We start from the raw sequence: 23,348 nt of genomic DNA on the forward strand, positions 1-23,348 counted from the left end.
CTTGGGGTTAGAAATTGGCCGTCACTTTAAGCTGATACGTGCGCGGGATGGGTACGTTCCCAAAGTCGACGCCCCGGAACAGGTCGTTGGATCCACCCGCATTGGTCTCGGGGTCGAAGCCGTTGTATTTATCCCACGAAATCAGGTTGCGACCCACCAGCGCGATGTTGATGTTGTTGACGCCTTTGATCAGTTCGGGCAGGTTATAGCTAAGCGACAGCTCGCGCAGTTTGGTAAACGAGCCGTCGTCGATTCGCCACTCCTGCATGTTGTAGATGGCGAAGATGTAGCCGCGTTTCAGGTCGCCGGTTAGTTCGCGGGCGGCAAAATCGCCTAGTCCCACGCCCTGCCGGGTCCGTTTGTCGGCGTTGAAAATGTCGAAGCCCTGCACCGTTTCAAACAACACGTTCAGCCCCAGTTTTTTGTACGTCAGCTTGGTACCAAACGAGCCCGTCCACTTCGGATTGGGGTTGCCGATGATGATGTTGGCCGTTGGTCGCCCCGCCACCTCGACCTGCCCATCCGACGTGCGGGCGGGTACGTAATCGACCGAACCTACTGCCTGCGATACGGCCCGTTCTGACTGCGGGAAGCCATCGACCGTGTTGATGAGCGTACCATCGGCGCGACGGGCATAGCCTGTTCCGAAGAAAACACCCACCGGCTGCCCCTGCAACAGCGTTACGGGTGCCCCCGCCACGTTGTCGATGGTGATGATGGGGCTACCCAGCGAGAGCACCTTGTTGCGGTTGCGGCTGAAAATGGCCGTTACGTCCCACGTGAAGTTAGGCAGGCTGATGGGCGTCGCGTTGACCATCAGTTCGATACCTTTGTTTTCCATCGTGCCCACGTTGGTAACGATGCTCGTACCACCCGTGGTAGGGGCGAGATCGCGTTGCACCACCAGGTCGCTGATCTGCTGATTGTAGGTTGTGAAGCTCAGGTTGACGCGGTTATCGAGCAGGCCAATGTCGACCCCGGCTTCAAATTCGGTCATGCGCTCGGGCCGAACGAGGGGGTTGGCCAGCTGCGCACCCGGTACGAGCGTGTTTTTGCCCAGATACCCACCCGCCGGTGGCGCAAACTGATAGAACCGGCTGTAGCTGCCTACCCCCGACAGGTTGCCCGCTGCCCCGTAGCTGGCGCGCAGCTTCAGTTCTGACATGGTTTTGCTAAACGCCAGATTCTTCCAGAAATCGAAGTCCGACACGATTACCGAGCCACTCAGCTTCGGGTACGTCTGATTAATTACCGACGGATCAAACTTCGACGACTGATCGACCCGCACGGCGGCCGTCAGGTAGGCCATGTACTTGTAGCCCAGCGTAGCCTGCCCGAAGTAACCGCCCAGGTTGAAGCGGTCGAGGCTGTACGTCGTGATGTAGCTGTTGGTCGCCCCGCTGACGGTTTCGATAAACGGCGTAATCCCCTGCCCCTGCGCCACCGAGTAATCAGAGCGGAAATACTGGTAGTTATAGCCGACGATGGCGTTCAGGGACAGGCTTTTGCCGAGGCTCCGTTCGTAGGCGGCGGTTAGGTCAGCGTTGTACTGGAAAACGGCGTTGTTACCCGTGGCGGCAAACCCCTGCGGAAAGAGGTTGGCGCCCAAGGCTGCCTGCGCCACGTAGGGGTAAGGCCGGATGTAGTTCTGGCCCACCTGCCCGTAGGCATCAATACCCAGAATGCCCTTAATCGTCAGCCCGGCAAACGGCGTGGCGGTCAGTTGCAGGTCGCTGATGGCGCGGTTGGTCGACTGCGTAAACTTCATGTCTTCGATGGTCGAGAGCGGATTGACCCGCGGCCCCTCCACCGCTTTCAGGTTACCTTCCGAGTCGCGTTGGGTGATATCATAAATGTTGTTGACAATGTTGACCGAGTTAATAGGGCTGTAGAACACATTGCCATTGGCTTTCTCATTGGAAAAGCTGTTGACATACTGCAATCCCAGCGAGGCGTTGAGCCAGGGAGCCAGCCGCTGATCGATCCGGGCGCGCACGTTGTAGCGGGTGAAGTCGGTGCCTTTGACAATCCCCTGATTGGTCATCTGGCCCAGCGACATAATGTATTTGGTGTTCTCACTCCCGCCCGATACCGACAGCGCGTTTTCGGTACCGTAGCCCGTCTGGAAAATCTGGTCGAAGTAGTTGTAGCGGGGTACGTTGTCGACCACGTTCGAGAGCAGTTGGTTAGTGCTGCCGTCGCGGTAGATGGTAGCAAACGTGCTGGCTGGGTTCAGCTTTAGCGCGTCGTCGCGCAGGGTCTGCGAGTTGAACGTCTGGATGGTGTACAATCGCTGCTGGGTGTTGCCGAAGGTCTTGTTGACCATGTTGACCGGTACCGATTTGCGCAGTTCGTTCATGCTGAACGACGTACTGAACGTAAAGCGGGGTGTACCCGCTCGGCCGCGTTTGGTTGTAATGAGCACCACGCCGTTGGCCGCCCGCGAGCCATATTGAGCCGCCGCCGCCGCCCCGTTGATCACGTTCAGGCTTTCGATGTCGTTCGGGTTGATGTCGGCCAGACGGTTCTGCCCGGCGTTGGCCGAGCCAATCTGCGAACCCGCCGCCAGTTGCGAGACGTTGGCGCTCTGGTTCGAGACAATCACCCCATCGACGATGTAAAGCGGGTCAGACGACCCCGACAGCGATTTAATGCCCCGCAGCCGCACCGAGATCGAGCCCGCCGGATCGCCGGAGTTCTGCACGATCTGCGCGCCCGGCACCTTGCCCTGTAGCGAGTTGAGCAGGCCGCTCGTGCCCGACTGCGCCAGGTCAGACGCTTTTACCGTGCTGATCTGGTTGCCCAGCTCCCGCTTCGGGGCCGAGATCGTCGAGGCAATCACCACCACCTCGTTGAGCGTGCCATTGGCGTCGGCCAGACGGGCGTTGATGGTTAGGTTGGCGTTGCCCGTCAGCACCAGATTTTCCTGAATAGAAATGAACCCCACCGATGAAAACACCAGCCGTCGTACGCCCGTGGGGGCTTCAAACGAGAGTTTGTAAGAACCATCGAGCGTAGTGATCGTCCCGATTGGTTCATCACTCAGGCGGACGGAAACCCCGGATAGCGGCTGCCCGTTGAAGTCGGTTACACTGCCTTTGATAGTATATTTCGTGACACTCTGCGCCAGCGCCATCGGGGTGGCGAGCAGCAGGCACAGAAACCACAGAAGCCACCGCTGCAAACGGTGGCTGCACGTCGCGTAGGCGTGTTTCATGGTAGGTTGTTTGGTTGTTATAGTTTGGGTATGGCCCGCAAATTAGCAGTCGCAGCCGAAAAACATAAGGAACTAACCTGCGGGAAATAATTAAGTACAAGTTGCTAAAGCGGACGGCCAACGTACCCAAGCGCTTAGTAAGTAGCAGATTCTTCGCAATCAGGTAGTTACCGCTTGGCTTACTGATAGCCTAGTTTTGTTACTGCAAAGCTCAGCCGACCTCGTAACGTCCTGGATTATGCCGAGTATGGAGAGATGAATGAGCGGGTTGAGCGAGATAATTACTTAGCGCCGGTAGGCATGAGCTTTTACGCGTAACCGGATCAGGCCGTAGCGTAGTAGGCCAGATTAATGATCAATCATTGATGTACGCCAAACTCAATAGCTTCTGGGGGTGTTGAGGAGCCATATAATTGCTTCAAAAACAAACCCATTGCCCGACGCGTTAATCACGCCCGCCTGATTGTCGGCAATACCGATAAAGTTTTAGTGTTTATCTTGAACACTGGACGTTTTTTCCTACTTTTGCGCCTCAAATTGCAACTTGTATGAGCAAGAAGAACACGGGTTTAGAGTTCATTGAAGACCCGGATGCGTTGGCCGGTAAACTAGAGAAGGCTGAAGATTTTTTTGAGACAAACCGCAACCTCATCTTCGGGGTGATCGGTGCGTTGGTGCTGGGCGTGGCTGGTTTCTTCGGGTATCGCTACTTCAAGAGTGTACAGGATGAAGAAGGACAGAACAAACTGTTTGCCGCCGTGTACAAGTTTGAACAGGACTCGCTGAAGGCCGCGTTGAGCGGTACAAAGCAGTATCCCGGTCTGGTGGCCGTTGCAGATGATTACAGCGGCACGAACGCGGGTAATCTGGCGCATTTCTACGCGGGTGCTGCCCTGCTGAAAGACGGCAAGTATGACCAGGCCATCGAACAGCTGGAAGATTTCAGCTCGTCGGATCTGTTGGTGCAGGCTCGTGCCTATGCGCTGATCGGCGATGCCTACATGGAAAAGAAAAGCTTTTCTGAAGCGGCCGACTATTACCAGAAAGCGGCCGACTATAAGCCAAACAAGTTCTTCACCCCGGCTTACCTGATGAAGCTCGCCGTGGCGTATGAGCAGGCGAAAGACAATGCCAAGGCAATCGAGACGTACCAGCAGATTCTGGACAAGTATGCCGATGCGGCCGAGGCGGCTAATGCCAAAAAATATAAATCCCTGCTCGAAGCGCAAAGCGGCGAGTAGTCAACCGAGTACGTAATTACGTATGAAAAAGGGACGAAGCCGTGAATCGGGTTCGTCCCTTTTTTAGTTTGATAGGCGACGTACCTGAGCCTGCTGCACAACGACAGGCTCAGGTACGTCGACAAACGTCAGACAGCAACTTGTAAACGCCCAACCAATCCATGTCTTCTGCCGATAAGAACCTCAGTGTTTTCAGCGCTGAAAACCTGCCCACCATCAGTCAGCATCGGTTTGCGCTGATCGTCGCCGAATGGAATACCGACGTTACAGAAGCCCTTTTTCAGGGGGCCTACGATACGCTGTTGCGGTATGGCGCCCAGCCCGAAAACCTCGTCCGGGGCAACGTACCTGGCAGTTTTGAACTGACGACCGCCGCGCTTTGGTACGCGCAACGCGCCGACATCGACGCGGTGATCTGCCTGGGCTGCGTGATTCAGGGCGAAACCAAGCACAACGACTATATCAACCACGCCGTCGCGCAGGGGTTGACCAACGTATCGCTAAAAACCGGTAAGCCCGTCATCTTCGGCGTGCTGACCCCCAACACCCAGCAGCAGGCCCTCGACCGGGCGGGCGGCATCCACGGCAACAAAGGCGACGAAGCCGCCATCACCGCCATCAAAATGGTGGGCCTAAAGAGTGAACTAGCGAAAGAGTAAAAGAGCGAATAGCCCTGCGTCAGCACCGTTCTTTTGTACGTAACAGGGCTACCGCCAATCGCTCTACTCGTCTACTCACTCGTTCACTCTCTCATTCTTTCACTCTTTACTATATGCACGTCTGGAAATTCGGTGGTACCTCGGTGGGGAAGCCTGAGCGGATGCATTCCATCCGGAACCTGATTACATCTGAGTCAAACCGTAAGGTGATTGTTTTGTCGGCGCTGTCGGGCACGACCAACGCGCTGCTGTCGATTGGCGAATCGCTGAAAAGCGGTCAGCACGACGAAGCGTCGGAGAAGATCGAACACCTCAAAGCCCACTATGACACGTTTCTGCGCGACCTGTTCAAGACATCAGACGGGCTGGCGGCGGGGCAGCGGGTGGTCGAAAATGAGTTTTCGTTTATCCGGTCGCTGACCAAGATCCGGCCGTTCACGCTGAAGCAGGAGAAAGAACTCGTGGCCGAGGGCGAACTGCTGAGCACGCAGATGTTTGCGGCGTATCTGGCCGAAGAAGGTGTATCGTCGGTGTTGCTGCCCGCGCTGGAGTTCATGCGGATCGACGCCGATAACGAACCCGAACTGGGCCTAATCGAGCAGAATCTGCGCCAGATGCTCCGCGACCACGAAGACAAGCAGATCATCGTGACGCAGGGCTTCATCTGCCGGAACCCACGCGGCGAAGTCGATAACCTCAAACGCGGTGGTTCCGACTACACGGCCTCGCTGATCGGGGGCGCGATCCGGGCCGACGAAATCCAGATCTGGACCGACATCGATGGGATGCATAATAACGACCCGCGCATCGTGAAAAAGACCTTTCCGATTCGGGAACTGACGTTTGAAGAGGCGGCCGAGCTGGCTTACTTCGGCGCCAAAATCCTGCACCCCAGCACCATCACGCCGGCCAAACTGCGGGGGGTACCCGTGCGTCTGAAAAATACGATGGACCCCGACGCGCCAGGTACGTTGATTGCCGACCGCACCAGTCCAACGGCCGCTGCGGATGACGATCAGGTATTCAAGGCCATAGCTGCCAAAGACGGGATCACGGCGCTCTACATCCATTCAACCCGAATGTTGAACGCCTACGGGTTCCTGCGCCGTATTTTCGAGATCTTTGAGAAGTACAAAACGCCCATCGACCTGATTGCTACGTCGGAAGTGTCGGTGTCGGTCACAATCGACAATACCGATAACCTGGCGGCCATTCAGGAGGAGTTGGGCAAATTCTGTGAGCTGGAAGAACCTGACTACGACCAGACGATCGTCTGCATCGTGGGGAATTTCAGTTCCGATCAGCCCGATATTGCGGCGCGAGTGCTGAACGCCATGAAAGGCATTCCAATTCGGATGATTTCGTACGGCGGCACCGAGCACAACATTTCGTTGCTGATGCACGGCCGCTATAAAAATGACGCCCTAAACGCGCTGAACTCCGGGCTGTTTGGGCTGTAGACAAATGAAGTATCGATAAACCTATAAGGTTTTAAAAACCTTATAGGTTTGCAAAAAAAAACATGACCAGGCAGGCCTTCATACAAGCGGTAAAGCAGGTGATCCAACAGATCGATCCTCAAGCGGAGGTATGGCTGTTTGGCTCGCAGGCCCGAGGCGATGCCCGCCCCGACTCCGATTGGGATTTCCTGATGCTGACGGATATGCCGGTCGATCGGCGGTTTAAATATGCCGTTTGGGATCGGTTGAATGACCTCGAATTGGATGCCGAACGAGTGATCAGTACACGGATTCACAACAAGACACAGTGGCACCAATTGGCGGTAACAGATTTATACCAGACTGTGCAGCAGGAAGGTAAGAGGCTATGAGAAAAAGCAAAGCGGAAACGATTGCTTATCGGCTGGCTAAGGCTAGGCAGGACCAAGCCGATGCGGGAACCTTGAGCACCGTCGGAAGCTGGAATGGGGCCGTAAACCGGCTTTATTACGCCGCGTTTCATGCCGTCTCTGCTTTACTGTTGCAACAGGATATTGTCGTGAAATCGCATGTTGGTGCCAAGGGATTGTTTGAGCTTCATTTTATTAAAACAGGAAGGATAGACAGAAAATGGTCGAAATTTTATACTCGACTTTTTGAGAATCGCAACGACAGCGATTACGAAGACTTTGCTGTCTTCACGGCTGATGATGTGTTGCCGCTGATTCCGGAAACTGACGAACTTATCGGGCTGATCAACGCCCTGATTCAAGAGAACTAATGCTACAAATACCCTTCATCCGCGACAACAAAGACGTAACACTGGCGGGGTTACGCAAACGGAATTTTCCCAACGCCGAGACCCTTGTGGAGCAACTGCTGACGCTTGATCAGCAACGCCGCGACACGCAGAAGACGCTCGACGACACGCTGGCCCGGCAAAACGCGCTGGCGAAAGAGATCGGTCAACTGATGAAGAGCGGGCAGAAAGAAGCCGCCGACGCCGCTAAGGCCGAAACGGCAACGCTCAAATCACAATCGAAAGAGCTGGGCGATCAACTGGCCGAGTTGGAGCAGCAAGTGCAGGCGTTGCTCGTAACACTGCCCAACCTGCCTCACAGCAGCGTGCCCGAGGGCCGCTCGGCCGACGACAACGAAGTGGTGCTGGAATGGGGAGAGAAACCGTCTTTGCACGAAGGCGCTCAACCACACTGGGAGTTGATCAAACGCTTCGGCCCGAACGGTGGCCCGATGATCGACTTTGAATTGGGCAATAAGATTTCGGGCGCGGGCTTTCCGGTCTACAAGGGCAAAGCCGCCCGGCTGCAACGGGCGCTGATCAATTTCTTCCTGGATCAGGCGATGGCCGCTGGGTACGTTGAAGTACAGCCACCGATTGTCATCAACGAAGATTCGGGCTTCGGAACGGGCCAACTGCCCGACAAGGAAGGGCAGATGTACTACGCCCCCGCCGACGGCCTGTACCTGATTCCGACGGCCGAGGTGCCCATTACCAACCTGTACCGCGACGTGATGGTGACCGAGACCGACCTGCCCATCCAGAACGTGGGCTACACGCCCTGTTTTCGGCGCGAGGCAGGCTCTTGGGGCGCGCACGTGCGCGGGCTGAACCGCCTCCATCAGTTCGATAAAGTGGAGATTGTACGGATCGAAAAGCCTGAGAACTCGTATGCTGCGCTCGAAGGCATGAGTCAGTATGTGCAAGGCCTGCTGCAACAGCTGGAACTGCCTTATCGGGTGTTGCGCCTGTGTGGGGGCGACATGGGCTTCACATCGGCGCTCACCTACGACATGGAGGTGTGGTCGGCGGCACAAAGTCGTTGGCTGGAGGTCAGCTCGGTCAGCAACTTTGAATCGTTCCAGGCCAACCGGCTGAAGCTGCGGGCCAAGCTCGAAAGCGGCGGCGGTAAGCCAACCCTGCTCCATACCCTCAACGGCTCGGCGCTCGCCCTGCCCCGCATCGTAGCCGCCCTGCTGGAAAACAACCAGTCGCCTGACGGTATCCGTATCCCGAAGGTGCTGGTGCCTTACTGCGGGTTTGACGTAATCAATTGAGTTTAAGGCCTAAAGTCGGACGGCTAAGGTCAACTGACGTACCAACAGAACGCGTCAGCCAACCTTAATCGTCCGACTTTAGCCGTTAACCTACAGTTTCATATGCCGCTCGGCGAGGTGATGGAAGGCCAGGCGTTGCTTGAGCTCTTCGGCTTCCTCGATGATCCGTTTGCCGTCGCCGGTGTCGTAGTCATTCAGCATCAGGCCTTTTCCTTCGGCAATCGCTTTGTCGGGCTGATCGAGCAGCAGGTACAGCCGACCCAGGTTGAAGAAGGCCGAATAGCGCATCTTCCGGTCAGGCTTATCCGCCTTGGTATATTTTGTTTTCAGGGATTCGAAGTACTCGATCAGTGGTTGCAGGTCATTGGTCAGAGCCGTTAAGGGCTCGGTCGCTTTCATCGTTTTCGACAAGGCCTGCACGGCTTTGATGGCTTCCTGCTGCACGGCATACTCCGGGTGATTGTCGGAGTCGAGAATCCAGAGGAACTGCTTGTCGCTGATGGGAACGTACCCATAGAGATCGGCCAGTTTGCCGTTAACCTGATCGACACTGAGGTTGACGAAGTCGTTGATGAAGTTGCGCCGAATCACCTCCTGTGCGTCCCGGTAAGCGCGTGAAGCGTCGACAACCGACCGATACTCACCCGACCGATAGGTGAACACTCGGTAGAGATTATTGTCGGCTACCGTCGTGATGGTGGGTACGTCGGTATTCGACGTGGCCTTGGCCAGAAAACGGTTGGCTGGGGCGGCATCGGCTGTGGCTTTGGGCTTCTCACCGGCTTTTGGGCCTCTGATCTGAAACTCACCCTGACCAGCGTAGGTGGCCACCTGCCGGTAATAATAATTGGTGCCCGTCACCTTACCGTCCCGGTCCTTTACCTGCTCGGTGCGGGTTTCGATGTCTGATTTCAGAAACCGCAAATCGGCCAGTTTGATGGTCACCCCGACGGTTGGGTCTCGCTCGACTTTCTCATAACCCGACAGACCGATTTTCTGATAAACGGCATCCGACGGGTAACTGTCGGCGATCATGGGCGAGGCTTCTACGCGCACGCCATAGGTACGTTGATCGGGTGCTACGTACTCGCGCGGGAGTTGAATGTAACTGACGTCGTAGTTGAACTTGTCGAGGTCGACTTTCTGGGCAGCAGATGACCCGCAAACCAGTAGGAGCAGGCCAATACCGGCGCTGCCAGCTTGTAGTAGCTGTGTATGCATAAGCAGAAGGTATAAAGAGGATTGCCCGCAAAGATAGAGGGGGCCTTTGTTCACCAACTGCTTATTTATTTAACAATCACAGGAGTAATTGGCGTAGCCCGGAAACAACGGCGATAACCGGCCAGCGATGCTGATCACCCGGTCGAGCGGGATGTGTTGCCCGTCGGCGAGGTCAAGCGTATCGGTGCCGTTTTGGGTGCCGACGCCCAGCACAAGCGCATCGGTTTTGATAAACTCATTCAGATCGGTCAGGTATTCCAGCCGAACGAATTTGCGCGGTTCAACGGTGGCTTTAAAACCAGAAAGGTCATTCGTCGTCATGTTGTGGTCATTGATAGTCATTCATTGCTATAACAAACGGTGAGCAAAAAATGACTATTTACTGACGACAAATGACCAGGAATGACCTTCCTTTCTATTCCGCGCGGCTCAGATCGCGTGTGAACTCGCGCAGGAGTTGCTCTTTCATGGCGATCTTCCGCTTCTGCGTGTTGATCTTGTTGAGCACCTGCTTGTCTTCGGGGTTTTCCGGGTCGAGGCTGTCGATATCCTGCATGGCAAATTGCAGGTCGCTCTTCTCGCGTTTTACCAGGTACTCCATCTCGCGGATCTTGGTCCGCAGCTGCTCGGCGGTACTTTTCACGCTGAACGCGGGGTATTTCCGGTCGAGCACCCGGATCAGGTAGCTCAGTTCGAAGATTTTGTCGCAGGCCCCGCGGAATCGCTCGTTCACGATCTTGTCCTGCATCTTGAACGGCACCTTGATCTCCTTCCAGGCGTTGAGGAGTTCTTTGGCCCGGCTGGCCGAGTTGAAGATCTCTTTGTCGGGTACTTTGGCGAGTTTCTCGGCTTCTTCGGCCATGCGGGTCTGCTGCTCCACACGCGGGTCAACGCGCTTCTGGATCACAATCCCTTTCACCTCATTGTACTTATTGAATACGTTCTGCACCACGCGTTTGAAGCGTTTTTGCAGTTTGCCACCCTTCTTGATGGGCACTTCGCCCACGTTTTTCCAGGCGTTGTTCAGCTTCCGAATCTCCTGATACGACGCGTCGATATCGGAGTTGCGGGCAGCGCGTTCGGCCAGTCGGATAAGCTCGTCGTACTGGTCGAGGCGCTCCTGAATGACCTTGTTCTGTTCGTTGAAGAACTCGCGCCGCCGCTGGAAAAAGCCGTCTAGTAAATTTTGGAACTGCTCCTCAACTTCAGCCTCGATGGCCTTATCGACAGGGCCGGTTTTGATCCACTTGGTCTTGATCTCCTGGAGGGCATCGGCAACGGGTTTCCAGTCGTCGCTGCTGGCGATGGCTTCGGCTTCACCGATGAGCGCCCGCTTAATTTCCAGGTTCTTAAGCTGGTTGGTATGGATCAGCCCCGACAGCACGTCTTCGAGTTGATCGAGGCGATCGAGTAGGGGAGGGAAATCGCCGATGGCGTCAAAGCTCAGTAGTTTCTTGCGCAACTGGAGCAGCTTCGTCAGGTAGGACCCTTTGTTCTGCGCCTGCTCAACCTCATCTTCCAGTTGAGCCACCTTGTTTTGAGCGATAATAAAGCGATTCTTGAAATAATCGAGTGCTTCCTGCTCGGTGCGTTTCACTTCGCCGATCCGGCGATCAGGATAGTCGAGGTAGCCTTTTAAAAATACCTGCCCGTCTACGACGTAACCGTATTCGTCTACCAAAGAAGCTTGTTCCATTTTTCCTTACTGAAGGGTCGTTTCGGGGTGAATTGTCGATATTTGCCCCACCACAAACATAGGCAAAAAATGAGCCAGGAAACTATAATCTTTTCAATGGCGGGTGTGAGTAAAATTATTCCCCCCAACCGACAAATCCTAAAGAACATATACCTTTCCTTCTTTTACGGCGCCAAAATCGGGGTTTTGGGGCTCAATGGTTCGGGTAAGTCCACGCTGTTGCGCATCATCGCCGGTATCGATAAAAGCTATAACGGCGAGGTCGTTTTCTCGCCGGGTTACTCAGTTGGAATGCTTGAGCAGGAGCCACAACTCGACCCCAACAAAACGGTCCGTGAAGTGGTGGAAGAAGGCACGCAGGAAGTGGTTGATCTGCTGAAAGAATTCGATCAAATCAACGAAGCCTTCGGCGATCCCGACGCCGATTTCGACAAGCTTATTGCCCGGCAGGCCGAGGTGCAGGAAAAGCTCGACCAACACAACGCCTGGGAGCTTGACACTAAACTCGAACGGGCCATGGACGCCCTGCGCACGCCCCCGGCTGAGGCTCTCATCGGAACGTTGTCGGGTGGTGAAAAACGCCGCGTGGCGCTCTGCCGCCTGTTGCTTCAGGAGCCCGACGTGCTGCTGCTCGACGAACCGACCAACCACCTCGACGCCGAGTCGGTGCTGTGGCTCGAAGAACACCTGCGGCAATACAAAGGCACGGTCATCGCCGTGACCCACGACCGGTACTTCCTCGACAACGTGGCCGGCTGGATTCTGGAACTCGACCGGGGCGAGGGCATCCCATGGAAAGGTAACTACAGCTCGTGGCTCGATCAGAAACAACAACGACTGGCGAAAGAAGAAAAGAGCGAGTCGAAACGGCAGAAAACCCTACAGCGCGAGTTGGAGTGGGTTCGAATGGCCCCCAAGGCCCGGCAGGCCAAGTCGAAAGCGCGCCTGGGTGCCTACGAAAAGCTGTTGAGTGAAGACATCAAACAGCGCGAAGACAAACTCGAAATCTTCATCCCGGCAGGACCACGGCTGGGCAGCAAGGTGATCGAAGCGCACGATGTGGCGAAGGCCTTCGGCGACCGACTGCTGTTTGAACACCTCGATTTCCAGCTCCCACAGGCGGGCATCGTCGGCATCATCGGACCCAACGGGGCGGGTAAGACCACGCTGTTTAAGCTCATCACCGACAAGTATAAACCCGATGCGGGTACGTTCGAGGTGGGCGAGACGGTAAAAGTCGCCTACGTGGACCAGGAACATGACGGCCTGGACCCGGAGAAAACGGTGTATCAGACCATCGCCGACGGCAATGACTGGATCATGCTGGGCGGCAAGCAGGCCAACGCCCGCGCCTATGTGAGCCGGTTCAACTTTGCCGGGGCTGATCAGGAGAAGAAGATAGGTACGTTGTCGGGTGGAGAGCGCAACCGCGTGCACCTGGCCATGACGCTGAAAGAAGGGGCCAACCTGCTGCTGATGGATGAACCGACCAACGACCTCGACGTCAACACGCTGCGGGCGTTGGAAGAGGGTCTCGAGAACTTCGCCGGTTGCGCCGTGATCATCAGCCACGACCGGTGGTTCCTCGACCGGGTAGCGACGCATATTCTGGCCTTCGAGGGCGACAGTCAGGTCTACTGGTTTGAGGGCAACTTCTCCGACTACGAAGAAAACCGCCGCAAACGCCTCGGCACCGATGCCACGCCGAAACGCATTAAGTATAAGAAACTAGCCTAATAACGAAGGTCACTGACCTATATCGGTTGTGAACAAACTGGCAACGTACCTACGCACGCATCGCTGGCCGACGATCGTGCTGGGTACGTTGCTTTGTTTGTGGGGGCTGGATCGGCTTTTTCCGCCACCCATTCAGGTGCCTTACTCGACCATCGTAACGGCGGCCGACGGGACGACGCTGCACGCCTTTCTGAGCCGCGACGATAAATGGCGGCTCTATGCCACGCTTGACGAGATTACGCCCCGAATGCAACAGACGATTCTGCAAAAAGAAGATCGCTGGTTCCGGTGGCATTGGGGCGTGAATCCGGTGTCGATGGTGCGGGCGGCGGGGCGCAACCTGCTGTCGGGCAAACGCACGTCGGGCGCGTCGACGATCACCATGCAGGTGGTGCGCCTGCTGGAACCCCGCCCCCGAACGTATGGGAGCAAGTTGATTGAAATCGCCCGGGCGATGCAGTTGGAAGCCCATTTGTCGAAAGACGAAATCCTGCAACTGTACTTGAATCTCGTGCCCTATGGCGGCAATGTGGAGGGCATCAAATCGGCGTCATTGCTGTATTTCGGGAAACCGCCGCAGCTGCTGAGTCTGGCCGAGATTACGGCGCTGGCGATCATTCCCAACCGGCCGTCGAGTCTGCGGCTGGGCGAGCAAAATGCGGCCATCGTGCAGGCGCGGAATGCCTGGTTGCGCCGGTTTGCGGAGGCGGGTACGTTCGATTCAACTGCGATCAACGACGCGCTGGCCGAACCACTGACGGCCCACCGCCAACCTGCTCCCAATCTGGCGCCGCATCTAAGCCTGCGCCTACGCGCCGAACAGCCCCACGTACCCATCATCCGGTCGACGCTGAAACCAGCCGTCCAAACGGCGGCGGAACGGTTAGTTCGTCAGTACGTCGACCGTGTCAAAGGGCAGAATATTCACAACGCGGCGGTGCTGGTGATCAACAACCAGACGGGTGCGGTGGAAGCCTACGTGGGGTCGGCCGATTTTGGAAATACGTTTGATGGCGGACAGGTCGACGGGGTGCGGGCGATACGGTCGCCGGGGAGTACGCTGAAACCGCTGCTCTACGCGCTGGCCTTCGATAAGGGGCTAATTACGCCCAAAGCTAAACTTAACGACGTACCCACCAACTTCGCAGGGTACGAGCCCGACAACTACGACCGACATTTCAACGGCCCCGTTACGGCTGAATTTGCACTGGCCAACTCGCTCAATATTCCCGCCGTGAAATTGCTCCGCGACGTGTCGACGCCGGTGTTCGTGGCCAAACTGCGCGAAGCGGGCTTTCGAACGGTGCAAAAACAGGCCGACGATATGGGCCTATCGATGATTCTGGGGGGCTGTGGGGTGACGCTCGAAGAACTGACCCAAGCCTACACGGCCTTTGCCGCACCCCAAACGACCAACGGCTCGTTGCGCCGGCTGCGGTACACCGTCAATAGTCGATCGACGCGGGACAAGGCCGAAGGCGATGACACCTCACCAACGGAACGGCTTTTCTCGCCCGAAGCGGCTTTTCTGGTCACCAACACCCTCACGCAACTCACCCGCCCCGACCTGCCCAATAATTTCGACAATAGCTACCGCCTGCCGCGCATCGCCTGGAAAACGGGTACGTCGTACGGGCGGCGCGATGCCTGGAGTATCGGCTACAACCGGCGCTATACCGTTGGGGTCTGGGTCGGCAACTTCTCAGGCGTGGGCGTTCCCGAACTGAGCGGGGCCAATACCGCCACACCACTCCTGTTCCAGGTGTTCAATGCCATCGATTACAACGCCCCGGCTGGTTGGTTTCGCCCCCCCGTTGGCGGCAAGCTGGCCCTTCGGCAAGTATGCCCCGAAAGCGGCGACGTACCCCGTGTGGATGCGCCCGAACGTACCTGCGTGGGGCGGGCCGTCGATTACTACATCATGGGTGTGTCGCGGTCGAGCCCGTGTCAGCATCAGGCGGTGGTCTGGACTAACGCCGTCGGCACCATGTCGTATTGTACTTATTGCCGACCAACGAGTGGCGATTCACTAACGCGGGCCGTGGCGCGGCTGTACCCCAATCTGGCTCCGGAAGTGGTGGCATGGTACGCGGCGAGCCATCGGCCCTACGCCGCCATTCCGCCGCATAATCCGGCCTGCACGCGGGTGTTCGGGCAAGGAGCGCCGCCCACCATTACCAGCCTGAACGCGGGGAGTGAGTACTTTATCGACCCAAAAAGCCCCGCCGACCTGGCGCTGACCTGCCAGACGGCCAACGACGTGCAGCAGGTGTATTGGTACTTGAACGACCGGCTGTTGCGTGGCGCCAAACCCACCGAGACGCTCTTCTTCCGCCCAACACCCGGTACGCTGACCGTATCGTGCGCCGATGACAAGGGCCGGGTCAGCAAGGTGCGGGTGCTGATCAAGCGAGGGTAAGGGCTAGCGCGAGCCGCTATCGGTCAGGGGGCTTCCTTTTTCCGTTATTTCTTTACGTCCTTTGCGATAAACTTAGCGCCTTTGCGGTTTCTAAAGCACATGGCTTACTTCGAGGACATACGCGACGGGATCAAAACGACCTGGAAAGGCCTGAGCCTGACGATGCGTCACCTGCGCGAGGCTACCCGCCGTCGGCAACCCCTGGGCGTTGAGGGGAACAACTATTTTGAGCAGGCAACCGGCCTCGTGACGGTACAGTACCCCCACGAAAAAATGCCCATTCCCGACAATGGGCGCTACCGGCTGCACAACGAGATGGACGATTGCATTGTCTGTGACAAATGCGCCAAAATCTGCCCCGTCGACTGCATCACCATCGATCCCATCAAAGCAACCGGGGAAGTTGGGCGGGCTTCCGATGGGTCGCCCATCCGGCTCTATGCGGCTAAATTCGACATCGACATGGCCAAGTGCTGCTACTGTGGCCTGTGCACGGTGGTCTGCCCGACGGAATGCCTGACGATGGAGAAAACCTTCGATTACAGCACCTACGAACTCTCGCAGCTCAACTACGCCTTCGCCAACCTGACGCCTGAGCAGGCCGACGAAAAACGGGCTTTGTATGAACAATACGTACAGGAGAAAGAAGCAGCCAAAGCGGTAAAACCCGTGGCACCTGTTGCCGAGCCAGCTGCTGAAGCCAAACCTGCCTTCCGGCCCGGTATGAAACCGGCTTCCAAACCGGCTGCTGAGACGGCCACGCCAGCCCCCACGGCTGACGTACCCAACGTACCTGAAGCAACCGAACCAGCCGTAGCACCAACGGCTGATGTGCCAGCCAAACCGCGTCCGGCGTTCCGGCCCGGCATGAAACCAAAGCCCGCCACTGAGGCGGTTGCACCCGCCGAAACCCCCGTAGTGCCGCCAACGGAACCGGCTGCCGAAACGCCTGCCGCTCCGACCTCTGCCGATGTGGCGCCCAAACCAAAGCCCGCCTTCCGGCCAACGATGAAGCCGCCGGTAGCCAAACCGGAGCCAATCGAGGAGACGCCCACGGCCGATGCCACGCCCGCCGAAGCCGAAGCCATCGCCATGCAGGATGTAGCCGAGCAGCCGGGCGTAACGGAGCCCATCGCCGAGGCTCTGCCCGAGCCAACTCCCGCGCCCAAACCGCGCCCGGCGTTCAAGCCCACGATGAAGCCCGCCGCCAAACCTATTGCGGACGCGCCCGCTACGCCGGAGCCGGTAGCCGAAACACCATCGAATGCGGCCACGCCCGACGTACCGGCAAAGCCGAAACCCGCGTTCCGCCCGACGATGAAGCCCGCAAAACCCGCCGCGCCGCCCACGGCCGACGTGCCGCCTGCTGCCGAACCCGCGTCATCGGATACGCCTGCGCCATCCGCTGCCGACGACGCCTCATCAACCGACTCACCGACGCCAAAACCCAAACCTGCGTTCCGGCCCACCATGAAGCCAAAGCAGTAATACCCACATGGACCTAACGGCTCTTGTTTTCTTTCTCTTTATCGTCCTCACGCTCGGGGGCGCGGCCACGGTGTTGCTGACGCGCAACGTCTTGTATGCAGCCTATTCGCTGTTGTTGGCCCTGATTGGCGTGGCCGGTCTATTTGTGTTTGCGAGCGCCGATTTTCTGGCCGTGTCGCAATTGGTGATTTACGTGGGGGGCGTGCTGGTGCTGGTATTGTTCGGCGTCATGCTGACCAACAAGCCCGTGCGGTCCTCATCGCCTGCGTCCGACGTACCCAGCGAGCGCTCCAATGCCATTTTGACCGAGATTCGGCAACCCTGGCTGGCGCTGGCGCTGGCGGGCGGCCTGTTCTGGGGCCTTTTTCGTCTGCTGGCCAATGCCCATTTTGTGATGTTTGACCGGCCGCTGCCAACTCCCGCCACCAGTATCGACACCATCGGGCGGCAACTCATGACCGAATACTTGTTGCCCTTCGAAATTATCAGTATCCTGCTGCTGGTCGCGCTGGTGGGGGCAGGCTTTTTGGCGAAAAAACGGTAAACGATGCAACCTCACTACGCTGGTTATCTGATTCTTACGGCGGCGGCGCTGTTCAGCATAGGGCTGGCCGTTGTGCTCACCAAACGGCATGCGGTGGTCGTGCTGATGGGTATTGAACTGATGCTCAACGCCGTCAACCTGAACCTCGTCGCGTTCAGCCAATATGACCCCGACCGGCTCCAGGGGCAGGTCTTTTCGCTCTTCGTGATGGTCGTTGCGGCGGCTGAAGCGGCGGTAGCGCTGGCGCTCATCATTCAGGTATACCGCCACGCCCGCACGGTCCAACTCGACGAACTGGATGAATTGAAGAACTAGTCAGTTGCCTTCGGCGTCATATGCTGAGCGTCATTAATAGTCATTGATTGTTTTTTACAACGGATGACCCGCAGCGGCGGACCGCACCAATGACGCCGAAGGCAAATGACAATGAATAACGCGCAGCTAACCCATGACCCATCTATTTGAACCGCTGATTGACGGTATTCTGGAAAAAGGATACGGGGTCGTCGATGAGTTTTTGACGCCCGACGAAGTAACGTACCTGCGCCAACGACTGCACGAGCGGCACCGGGCGGGCGAATTTCGCGAAGCCGGTATTGGCCGGGCGGCCGAACCGAACGGACAGGCTACCGTTGAGAAGCAGATTCGGGGCGATGAGATCGTCTGGCTGGATCTGGCCACGGCCACGCCGGAAGAAACGGCCTTCCTGAATCGCATTCAGCAGTTTATCGACTACCTGAATCAGACTTGCTACCTCGGCCTCCGCGATTACGAACTCCACTACGCCCGCTACCCGGTGGGTACGTTCTACCGCCGCCACCTCGATCGGTTCCGTACCGACTCGAAACGTCGGCTGTCGGTGATCACGTACCTGAACGACAACTGGCAACCCACCGACGGTGGACAGCTAGCCGTGTACGTACCGCAGCCCGGACGCGGGACCGCGGACGGCACCGAGCAAACCGTACCGATCGACCCCATCGGTGGTCGCCTCGTCTGCTTCGATAGCGGCCTGCTCGAACACGAAGTACTGCCCGCCACCCGCGACCGCCTCAGCATCACCGGCTGGCTACGCACCGCCTGATATATCCTGAATAGCTAAGCCAATCTGGAGGCTATGGTGGGTGCCTTGGCTAGGCGAAACCCTCGTTTATCGGCTACACCAACAGGAAATCCCGGTTTGTTTTACGCCCGGCTTAACCGGATATTTGCGGCCAACTTGATGTACCGCCTGCTGTGCCCGATCGTTTACCCACTGCGTTATTGATTAGCCTGTTGAGCTTACCCCTGCTGGGCTTCGTAGCCCTGTTTCGGGTGGGTGCGGCGCGTTGGGCGGGTTGGCTGGGTGCTGGCCTTACGGGGCTCGGCCTGGCGATGGCAACGTACCTGGCCCTCACGGTCCCGCAGCCGATGGTCTGGCAAACGGATTGGGTACAACTAGCTGGTAAAGCCATTTCGCTCCAATTTCAACTCGACGGATTGGGGCGATTGATGCTCGTACTCGTGCATCTGGTGGCCTTGTTGGTACAGCTCTATTCGCTCGAATACCTGCACGACGAACCCCGGCTAGGCCGTTATTTCGCCTATCTTCAGCTCTTCGTGGGGGCCATGCTGGGGATTATTCTGGCTGGTAACCTGCTGATTCTGTACGGTTTTTGGGAACTCGTAGGCTTGGCCTCGTTCCTGCTAATTGGCTTCTGGTACGACCGGCCCGCGGCGGCGTCGGCAGCCAAAAAAGCCTTCCTGATGAACCGGGTGGGCGACGCCGCCTTTCTGCTCGGTATCCTGATGACATACTGGCAAACCGGTTCGTTTGCCTTTGCCGATGCGCCGCTGACTACCGGCGCGGGTATCTGCCTGTTTATGGGGTGCGTAGCCAAATCGGCGCAGTTTCCGCTGCTAACCTGGCTGCCTGACGCTATGGAGGGTCCTACGCCCGTGTCGGCCCTGCTGCACGCGGCCACGATGGTAGCCGCCGGTATTTTTCTGTTGGCCCGCATTCATCCGATGCTCTCACCCGATGCTCTGCTGCTGGTAACCATCGTGGGTACGTTGACGACGCTGTGGGCGGGTTTTTCGGCCCTTTACCAGACCGACATCAAACGCGTACTGGCCTTTTCGACGGTGTCCCAACTGGGTTTGATGGTGGCGGCGATGGGAACGGGCAACGTGGGCGGGGCGCTGTTTCACCTGATGACCCACGCCTTCTTTAAAGCCGCTCTGTTTCTGGCGGCGGGCAACGTGATTCATGCCGTGCACACGCAGGATATGCGCCTGATGGGCGGCCTGCGGCGCGCCCTGCCGGTTACGTTCGTCACGTACCTGCTGGCGGCGGCGGCGTTGGCCGGTGTACCGCTGCTGTCGGGTTTTCTGTCCAAAGAGGTTATTCTGGGCGGGGCGGTTGGCTGGGCTGCCGAGCGCGGTGGCGCGGCCACGCTTATTCCGGTGGCATTGCTGGCTTCATCGGCGCTGACGGCCCTGTACATGGCCCGTCAGGTGCGGCTCATTTTCTTCGGCGAAACGTCGGTCGATCCGCACCAAACTCCGCACGAACCGGGTTGGCTCATGCGCGGGCCGGTCGTGCTGCTGGTTGGGTTGTCGGTGGGGTTCTGGTTTTCGCTTAACCCGCTCTCGGCTCACCACAGCTGGTTACTCGTCAGCCTGAATGCCCCTACGCTGCCCGAAGGCTCCGCCTGGCTGGGCTGGCTATCGGTTGGGCTGGTTGGGCTGGGGGGCTGGCTTGGGTTCCGGCTGCGCGACCCGGCGCCAACGAGTGCACTGGTGCAGGCGTCGATACACTATGGCTACCTCGACCAACTCTACGATCGATGGGTGGTTGTGCCGGTGTTGTGGGTTGCTTCGCTGCTATACCGGACTGATCAGCGCGTGGTCGACGGCGCCGTCAACGGCGTGGGCATCGGTACCGTGCTGCTGGCACACTTGGCGCGTTTTCTCGACCGGTTCGGTGTCGATGGGCTGGTGAATGGGGCGGGGCGGCTGGCGCAAACCCTGGGCGGCCTGGCCCGATCCGTGCAGAGCGGGCGCGTGCAAACCTACATCGCGACGGCCGTTGCCGTGGTGGTACTGCTACTTTTGTGGATGATATGAAACGAGTGAACAAGCGAAAAGGATAGCTACAACAGACAATTCGGCAACGATCGTTTGACCAACGCCTTTTGGCTTCACACTCACCCGGTTATGTTACTTTCTCTACTGATTTTTTTGCCGATTGCGGCGTCGCTTGTAGCCGCGCTGGTTCCCGAACGCCTCTCGCTCCTGCGCTGGCTGACGGTGGCCGTGCTGGCGACAGAAGTGCTGCTGGCCGCTTTGGTCTATGGTCAGTTCGACGCTACCAATCCGGCTCATCAGCAACTGGAACAAGCCGACTGGATCACCCTGCCGCTGGGTAATCTGGGCCGTATTTCCATCGATTACCTGATCGGCATCGACGGGATAAGCCTGCCCCTTGTGCTGCTGACGGCCATCATCATGCTGGTGGGAGCCATTTCCTCGTGGCAGATTACGAAGCGCCCCAACGCCTATTTTTCGCTCTACCTGCTGCTGACGGGCACCATCATGGGCTGTTTCGTGGCGCTCGACTTCTTCCTGTTCTTTCTCTTTTTCGAGTTCATGCTGCTGCCGATGTACTTCCTCATCGGCCTGTGGGGCGGCCCCCGGCGCGAATACGCTTCCATTAAGTTTTTCCTTTACACGCTGGCCGGGTCCGTACTGATTCTGCTGGTGATGATTGGGCTGTCGCTGTCGGTGATCGACCCTGTCTCGACGGCGCTAGCGGCTGGCCTCATTAACAACCCGGCTGATATGACTGCCGAGGTGCTTGCCCTGATTCAGCAGCAACTGGCGACGGGGCAACTCGACCCCGCTCAACTCGTGCACACGTTCGACTGGCGGTACATGGCCGATGGCCGTAATTACCTGCCCAACGCCCTGCTCAGCGGACTGAACGACGTGCTCGTCGGCAACGTACCCGTACGTACCTGGGCGTTCTGGGCTGTTTTTGTGGGTTTCGCCATCAAGCTGCCCATCGTGCCCGTGCACACCTGGCTGCCCGATGCGCACGTTGAAGCGCCCACGCCGGTATCGGTGGTGCTGGCCGGGGTGCTGCTCAAAATCGGCGGCTACGGCCTGATTCGCGTAGTGTGGGGCTTCTTCCCGGATGCCGCGTCGGAGTACACGGTCGTGCTGGCAGGGCTCGGCGCGCTCAGCATCGTATATGGTGGCCTCAACGCACTGGCGCAGTATGATCTGAAGAAGATGATCGCCTATTCATCGGTGTCGCACATGGGCTTTGTGCTGCTGGGTGTCGCCTCGACCACCGGCGAGGGCGTCAACGGGGCCGTTTACCAGATGGTCAGCCACGGCGTGCTGTCGGCTATGCTCTTTCTGCTGACGGGTGTATTGTACGACCGGACGCACGACCGGCGCATCGACTCGTATCGCGGGCTGATGACGCCCATGCCGCAGTATGCCACGCTCACCGCCGTTGCGTTCTTTGCGTCGCTGGGGCTACCGGGGTTCTCGGGGTTTGTGGGCGAACTGTTTACGCTCATGGGCAGCTACCAGTCGGCCTACGTACCCGGCTGGATCACGGCTATTTCTACGCTTGGTATCGTGCTGGCGGCGGCTTATTTCCTCTGGACGCTGCAACGCATGTTTTTCGGCCCGGTCTGGGTACGTGCCCACAGCACCGAAGCCCCCGCAAACAGCCCCCACGTGCTGGCTGATTTAGACCCGCGCGAACGGCTGATGCTCGTGCCGCTGGGTGTGCTGGCGCTGCTGTTGGGGCTATTTCCGAATTGGGTGTTCTCGTTGAGCCACGCCGCGGTGGCCCAGTGGCTACTTAAATTTACGGTTGACTGACCAGCGCCGGTTGGTCGAGTAAGGCATCCAGCGTCCTGAGTCGGTGAGGCGGAGTTCCATCCGCACGTTGGCGCGCGAATAGGGGCTGGGTGCGAGCGGGATATACACGAATCCCAGACTTTCGTAGATGTGAATGGCCGATTTGAGGGCCGTGTTCGCTTCGAGCCAGATCCGCCGCGCTCCCTGCCGACGGGCGTGCTCGATAGCCGCCTCGCACAAACGGCGTCCCGTGCCGATCTCCCGCCACGATTGAGAAACCGCCAGTTTAACCAGTTCATACTCGCCCGGTCCTGAATAAACGAGGCCTACCGTGCCCACAATCAAGCCTTCGTATTCGGCCAACAGGATGGTGCCGCCGTTGGCGAGGATATAGGTCTCGGGTTGATCCAATTGTTCCAGGTCGTGCGTTTCCAGCGGAAACGTTTCCGAGATGGCTTCAGCGTTGATGCGCTTAAAATCAGCTTTGTAAAGAGGCTGGTAGCTGATAATGCGGTTCATGGTGATACGTGTTTCAGAATTAGCGCACAATAGCGAGCTAGTGAGGCTTTTTTGGGTACTATTCTGGATAGACCCACGTAGTGTAACATGGTCACCGTTAAATACAAGTGTATATATTATGTCACCCGTAATAACTTATTTGAGCCCCTTTTTGGGTAAATAAAAGACTGATTATGAATGACTTTTGCTGATTTAGTAATTTGAAGTTTTCGGAAAAATACTTAGTTGAACA

19 protein-coding genes are annotated in these 23,348 nt (G+C 57.6%); 14 read left to right on the forward strand and 5 right to left on the reverse strand.

The window, feature by feature from the left end:
- Positions 1-7: 7 nt before the first annotated feature.
- Positions 8-3,217 carry a SusC/RagA family TonB-linked outer membrane protein gene (locus tag FAES_RS05895; protein WP_015330285.1) on the reverse strand — a complete coding sequence of 1,070 codons (3,210 nt, stop codon included), beginning with the start codon at positions 3,215-3,217 and terminating at the stop codon, positions 8-10.
- Positions 3,218-3,765: 548 nt separating this feature from the next.
- On the opposite strand from FAES_RS05895, the gene FAES_RS05900 reads away from it, so the two are divergent.
- The 6 genes from FAES_RS05900 (at position 3,766) to serS (ending at position 8,632) form a co-directional block, all read left to right on the forward strand.
- Positions 3,766-4,458 carry a tetratricopeptide repeat protein gene (locus FAES_RS05900; protein ID WP_015330286.1) on the forward strand — a complete coding sequence of 231 codons (693 nt, stop codon included), beginning with the start codon at positions 3,766-3,768 and terminating at the stop codon, positions 4,456-4,458.
- A 161-nt stretch (positions 4,459-4,619) separates the two neighbouring features.
- Positions 4,620-5,117, forward strand: a complete 498-nt coding sequence (gene ribH / locus FAES_RS05905) for a 6,7-dimethyl-8-ribityllumazine synthase (protein WP_015330288.1) — start codon at positions 4,620-4,622, stop codon at positions 5,115-5,117.
- Positions 5,118-5,230: 113 nt separating this feature from the next.
- Positions 5,231-6,577 (forward strand): aspartate kinase, encoded by a 1,347-nt coding sequence (locus tag FAES_RS05910; RefSeq protein ID WP_015330289.1) that lies wholly within the window; start codon positions 5,231-5,233, stop codon positions 6,575-6,577.
- A 62-nt stretch (positions 6,578-6,639) separates the two neighbouring features.
- A complete protein-coding gene (locus tag FAES_RS05915; RefSeq protein WP_015330290.1) occupies positions 6,640-6,948 on the forward strand; it encodes a nucleotidyltransferase domain-containing protein in 309 nt (102 codons plus the stop codon).
- Positions 6,945-7,337: a HEPN domain-containing protein gene (locus FAES_RS05920; protein WP_015330291.1), complete on the forward strand. Its 393-nt coding sequence runs from the start codon at positions 6,945-6,947 to the stop codon at positions 7,335-7,337. The genes FAES_RS05915 and FAES_RS05920 overlap by 4 nt, the downstream gene beginning before the upstream one ends.
- Positions 7,337-8,632 (forward strand): serine--tRNA ligase, encoded by a 1,296-nt coding sequence (gene serS / locus FAES_RS05925; protein ID WP_015330292.1) that lies wholly within the window; start codon positions 7,337-7,339, stop codon positions 8,630-8,632. The genes FAES_RS05920 and serS overlap by 1 nt, the downstream gene beginning before the upstream one ends.
- Positions 8,633-8,722: 90 nt before the next feature.
- On the opposite strand, the gene FAES_RS05930 is transcribed toward serS, so the two are convergent.
- The 3 genes from FAES_RS05930 to FAES_RS05940 form a co-directional block, all read right to left on the reverse strand.
- Complete coding sequence (locus FAES_RS05930) at positions 8,723-9,853, reverse strand: hypothetical protein (RefSeq protein WP_015330293.1); 1,131 nt, start codon at positions 9,851-9,853, stop codon at positions 8,723-8,725.
- Between the two features lie 69 nt (positions 9,854-9,922).
- Positions 9,923-10,174, reverse strand: a complete 252-nt coding sequence (locus FAES_RS05935) for a hypothetical protein (RefSeq protein WP_229364432.1) — start codon at positions 10,172-10,174, stop codon at positions 9,923-9,925.
- Between the two features lie 94 nt (positions 10,175-10,268).
- Positions 10,269-11,549: a DUF349 domain-containing protein gene (locus tag FAES_RS05940; protein ID WP_015330295.1), complete on the reverse strand. Its 1,281-nt coding sequence runs from the start codon at positions 11,547-11,549 to the stop codon at positions 10,269-10,271.
- A gap of 69 nt (positions 11,550-11,618) precedes the next feature.
- On the opposite strand from FAES_RS05940, the gene ettA reads away from it, so the two are divergent.
- The 8 genes from ettA to FAES_RS05980 all read left to right on the forward strand — a co-directional run bounded on the left by ettA (position 11,619) and on the right by FAES_RS05980 (position 22,618).
- The gene (gene ettA, locus FAES_RS05945) at positions 11,619-13,286 is read left to right on the forward strand and encodes an energy-dependent translational throttle protein EttA (protein WP_015330296.1); all 1,668 of its coding nucleotides are present in this window, start codon (positions 11,619-11,621) and stop codon (positions 13,284-13,286) included.
- 28 nt (positions 13,287-13,314) lie between these two features.
- Positions 13,315-15,705, forward strand: a complete 2,391-nt coding sequence (gene pbpC, locus FAES_RS05950; protein ID WP_229364433.1) for a penicillin-binding protein 1C — start codon at positions 13,315-13,317, stop codon at positions 15,703-15,705.
- Between the two features lie 99 nt (positions 15,706-15,804).
- Entirely contained in the window at positions 15,805-17,193 is a 1,389-nt protein-coding gene (locus FAES_RS05955) for a 4Fe-4S dicluster domain-containing protein (protein WP_015330298.1), read from the forward strand.
- A 7-nt stretch (positions 17,194-17,200) separates the two neighbouring features.
- A complete protein-coding gene (locus FAES_RS05960) occupies positions 17,201-17,737 on the forward strand; it encodes an NADH-quinone oxidoreductase subunit J family protein (protein ID WP_015330299.1) in 537 nt (178 codons plus the stop codon).
- Positions 17,738-17,740: 3 nt separating this feature from the next.
- Complete coding sequence (gene nuoK / locus FAES_RS05965; protein ID WP_015330300.1) at positions 17,741-18,052, forward strand: NADH-quinone oxidoreductase subunit NuoK; 312 nt, start codon at positions 17,741-17,743, stop codon at positions 18,050-18,052.
- A gap of 133 nt (positions 18,053-18,185) precedes the next feature.
- Positions 18,186-18,821 carry a 2OG-Fe(II) oxygenase gene (locus FAES_RS05970; RefSeq protein ID WP_015330301.1) on the forward strand — a complete coding sequence of 212 codons (636 nt, stop codon included), beginning with the start codon at positions 18,186-18,188 and terminating at the stop codon, positions 18,819-18,821.
- Positions 18,822-18,973: 152 nt separating this feature from the next.
- Complete coding sequence (locus FAES_RS05975; RefSeq protein WP_041257590.1) at positions 18,974-20,845, forward strand: NADH-quinone oxidoreductase subunit 5 family protein; 1,872 nt, start codon at positions 18,974-18,976, stop codon at positions 20,843-20,845.
- 90 nt (positions 20,846-20,935) lie between these two features.
- Complete coding sequence (locus FAES_RS05980; RefSeq protein WP_015330303.1) at positions 20,936-22,618, forward strand: complex I subunit 4 family protein; 1,683 nt, start codon at positions 20,936-20,938, stop codon at positions 22,616-22,618.
- Here the strand turns inward: FAES_RS05980 and FAES_RS05985 are convergent.
- A complete protein-coding gene (locus FAES_RS05985; protein ID WP_015330304.1) occupies positions 22,595-23,116 on the reverse strand; it encodes a GNAT family N-acetyltransferase in 522 nt (173 codons plus the stop codon). The genes FAES_RS05980 and FAES_RS05985 overlap by 24 nt on opposite strands.
- Positions 23,117-23,348 lie beyond the last annotated feature (232 nt).

Source organism: Fibrella aestuarina BUZ 2 (assembly GCF_000331105.1).
In the GTDB taxonomy this organism is placed as follows: domain Bacteria; phylum Bacteroidota; class Bacteroidia; order Cytophagales; family Spirosomataceae; genus Fibrella; species Fibrella aestuarina.

Excerpts from the sequence above, each read along its gene's own strand:
- FAES_RS05895 (WP_015330285.1), bottom strand. The coding sequence starts at position 3,217 with ATGAAACACGCCTACGCGACGTGCAGCCACCGTTTGCAGCGGTGGCTT.
- FAES_RS05900 (WP_015330286.1), top strand. The coding sequence starts at position 3,766 with ATGAGCAAGAAGAACACGGGTTTAGAGTTCATTGAAGACCCGGATGCG.
- ribH (WP_015330288.1), top strand. The coding sequence starts at position 4,620 with ATGTCTTCTGCCGATAAGAACCTCAGTGTTTTCAGCGCTGAAAACCTG.
- FAES_RS05910 (WP_015330289.1), top strand. The coding sequence starts at position 5,231 with ATGCACGTCTGGAAATTCGGTGGTACCTCGGTGGGGAAGCCTGAGCGG.
- FAES_RS05915 (WP_015330290.1), top strand. The coding sequence starts at position 6,640 with ATGACCAGGCAGGCCTTCATACAAGCGGTAAAGCAGGTGATCCAACAG.
- FAES_RS05920 (WP_015330291.1), top strand. The coding sequence starts at position 6,945 with ATGAGAAAAAGCAAAGCGGAAACGATTGCTTATCGGCTGGCTAAGGCT.
- serS (WP_015330292.1), top strand. The coding sequence starts at position 7,337 with ATGCTACAAATACCCTTCATCCGCGACAACAAAGACGTAACACTGGCG.
- FAES_RS05930 (WP_015330293.1), bottom strand. The coding sequence starts at position 9,853 with ATGCATACACAGCTACTACAAGCTGGCAGCGCCGGTATTGGCCTGCTC.
- FAES_RS05935 (WP_229364432.1), bottom strand. The coding sequence starts at position 10,174 with ATGACGACGAATGACCTTTCTGGTTTTAAAGCCACCGTTGAACCGCGC.
- FAES_RS05940 (WP_015330295.1), bottom strand. The coding sequence starts at position 11,549 with ATGGAACAAGCTTCTTTGGTAGACGAATACGGTTACGTCGTAGACGGG.
- ettA (WP_015330296.1), top strand. The coding sequence starts at position 11,619 with ATGAGCCAGGAAACTATAATCTTTTCAATGGCGGGTGTGAGTAAAATT.
- FAES_RS05955 (WP_015330298.1), top strand. The coding sequence starts at position 15,805 with ATGGCTTACTTCGAGGACATACGCGACGGGATCAAAACGACCTGGAAA.
- FAES_RS05960 (WP_015330299.1), top strand. The coding sequence starts at position 17,201 with ATGGACCTAACGGCTCTTGTTTTCTTTCTCTTTATCGTCCTCACGCTC.
- nuoK (WP_015330300.1), top strand. The coding sequence starts at position 17,741 with ATGCAACCTCACTACGCTGGTTATCTGATTCTTACGGCGGCGGCGCTG.
- FAES_RS05970 (WP_015330301.1), top strand. The coding sequence starts at position 18,186 with ATGACCCATCTATTTGAACCGCTGATTGACGGTATTCTGGAAAAAGGA.
- FAES_RS05980 (WP_015330303.1), top strand. The coding sequence starts at position 20,936 with ATGTTACTTTCTCTACTGATTTTTTTGCCGATTGCGGCGTCGCTTGTA.
- FAES_RS05985 (WP_015330304.1), bottom strand. The coding sequence starts at position 23,116 with ATGAACCGCATTATCAGCTACCAGCCTCTTTACAAAGCTGATTTTAAG.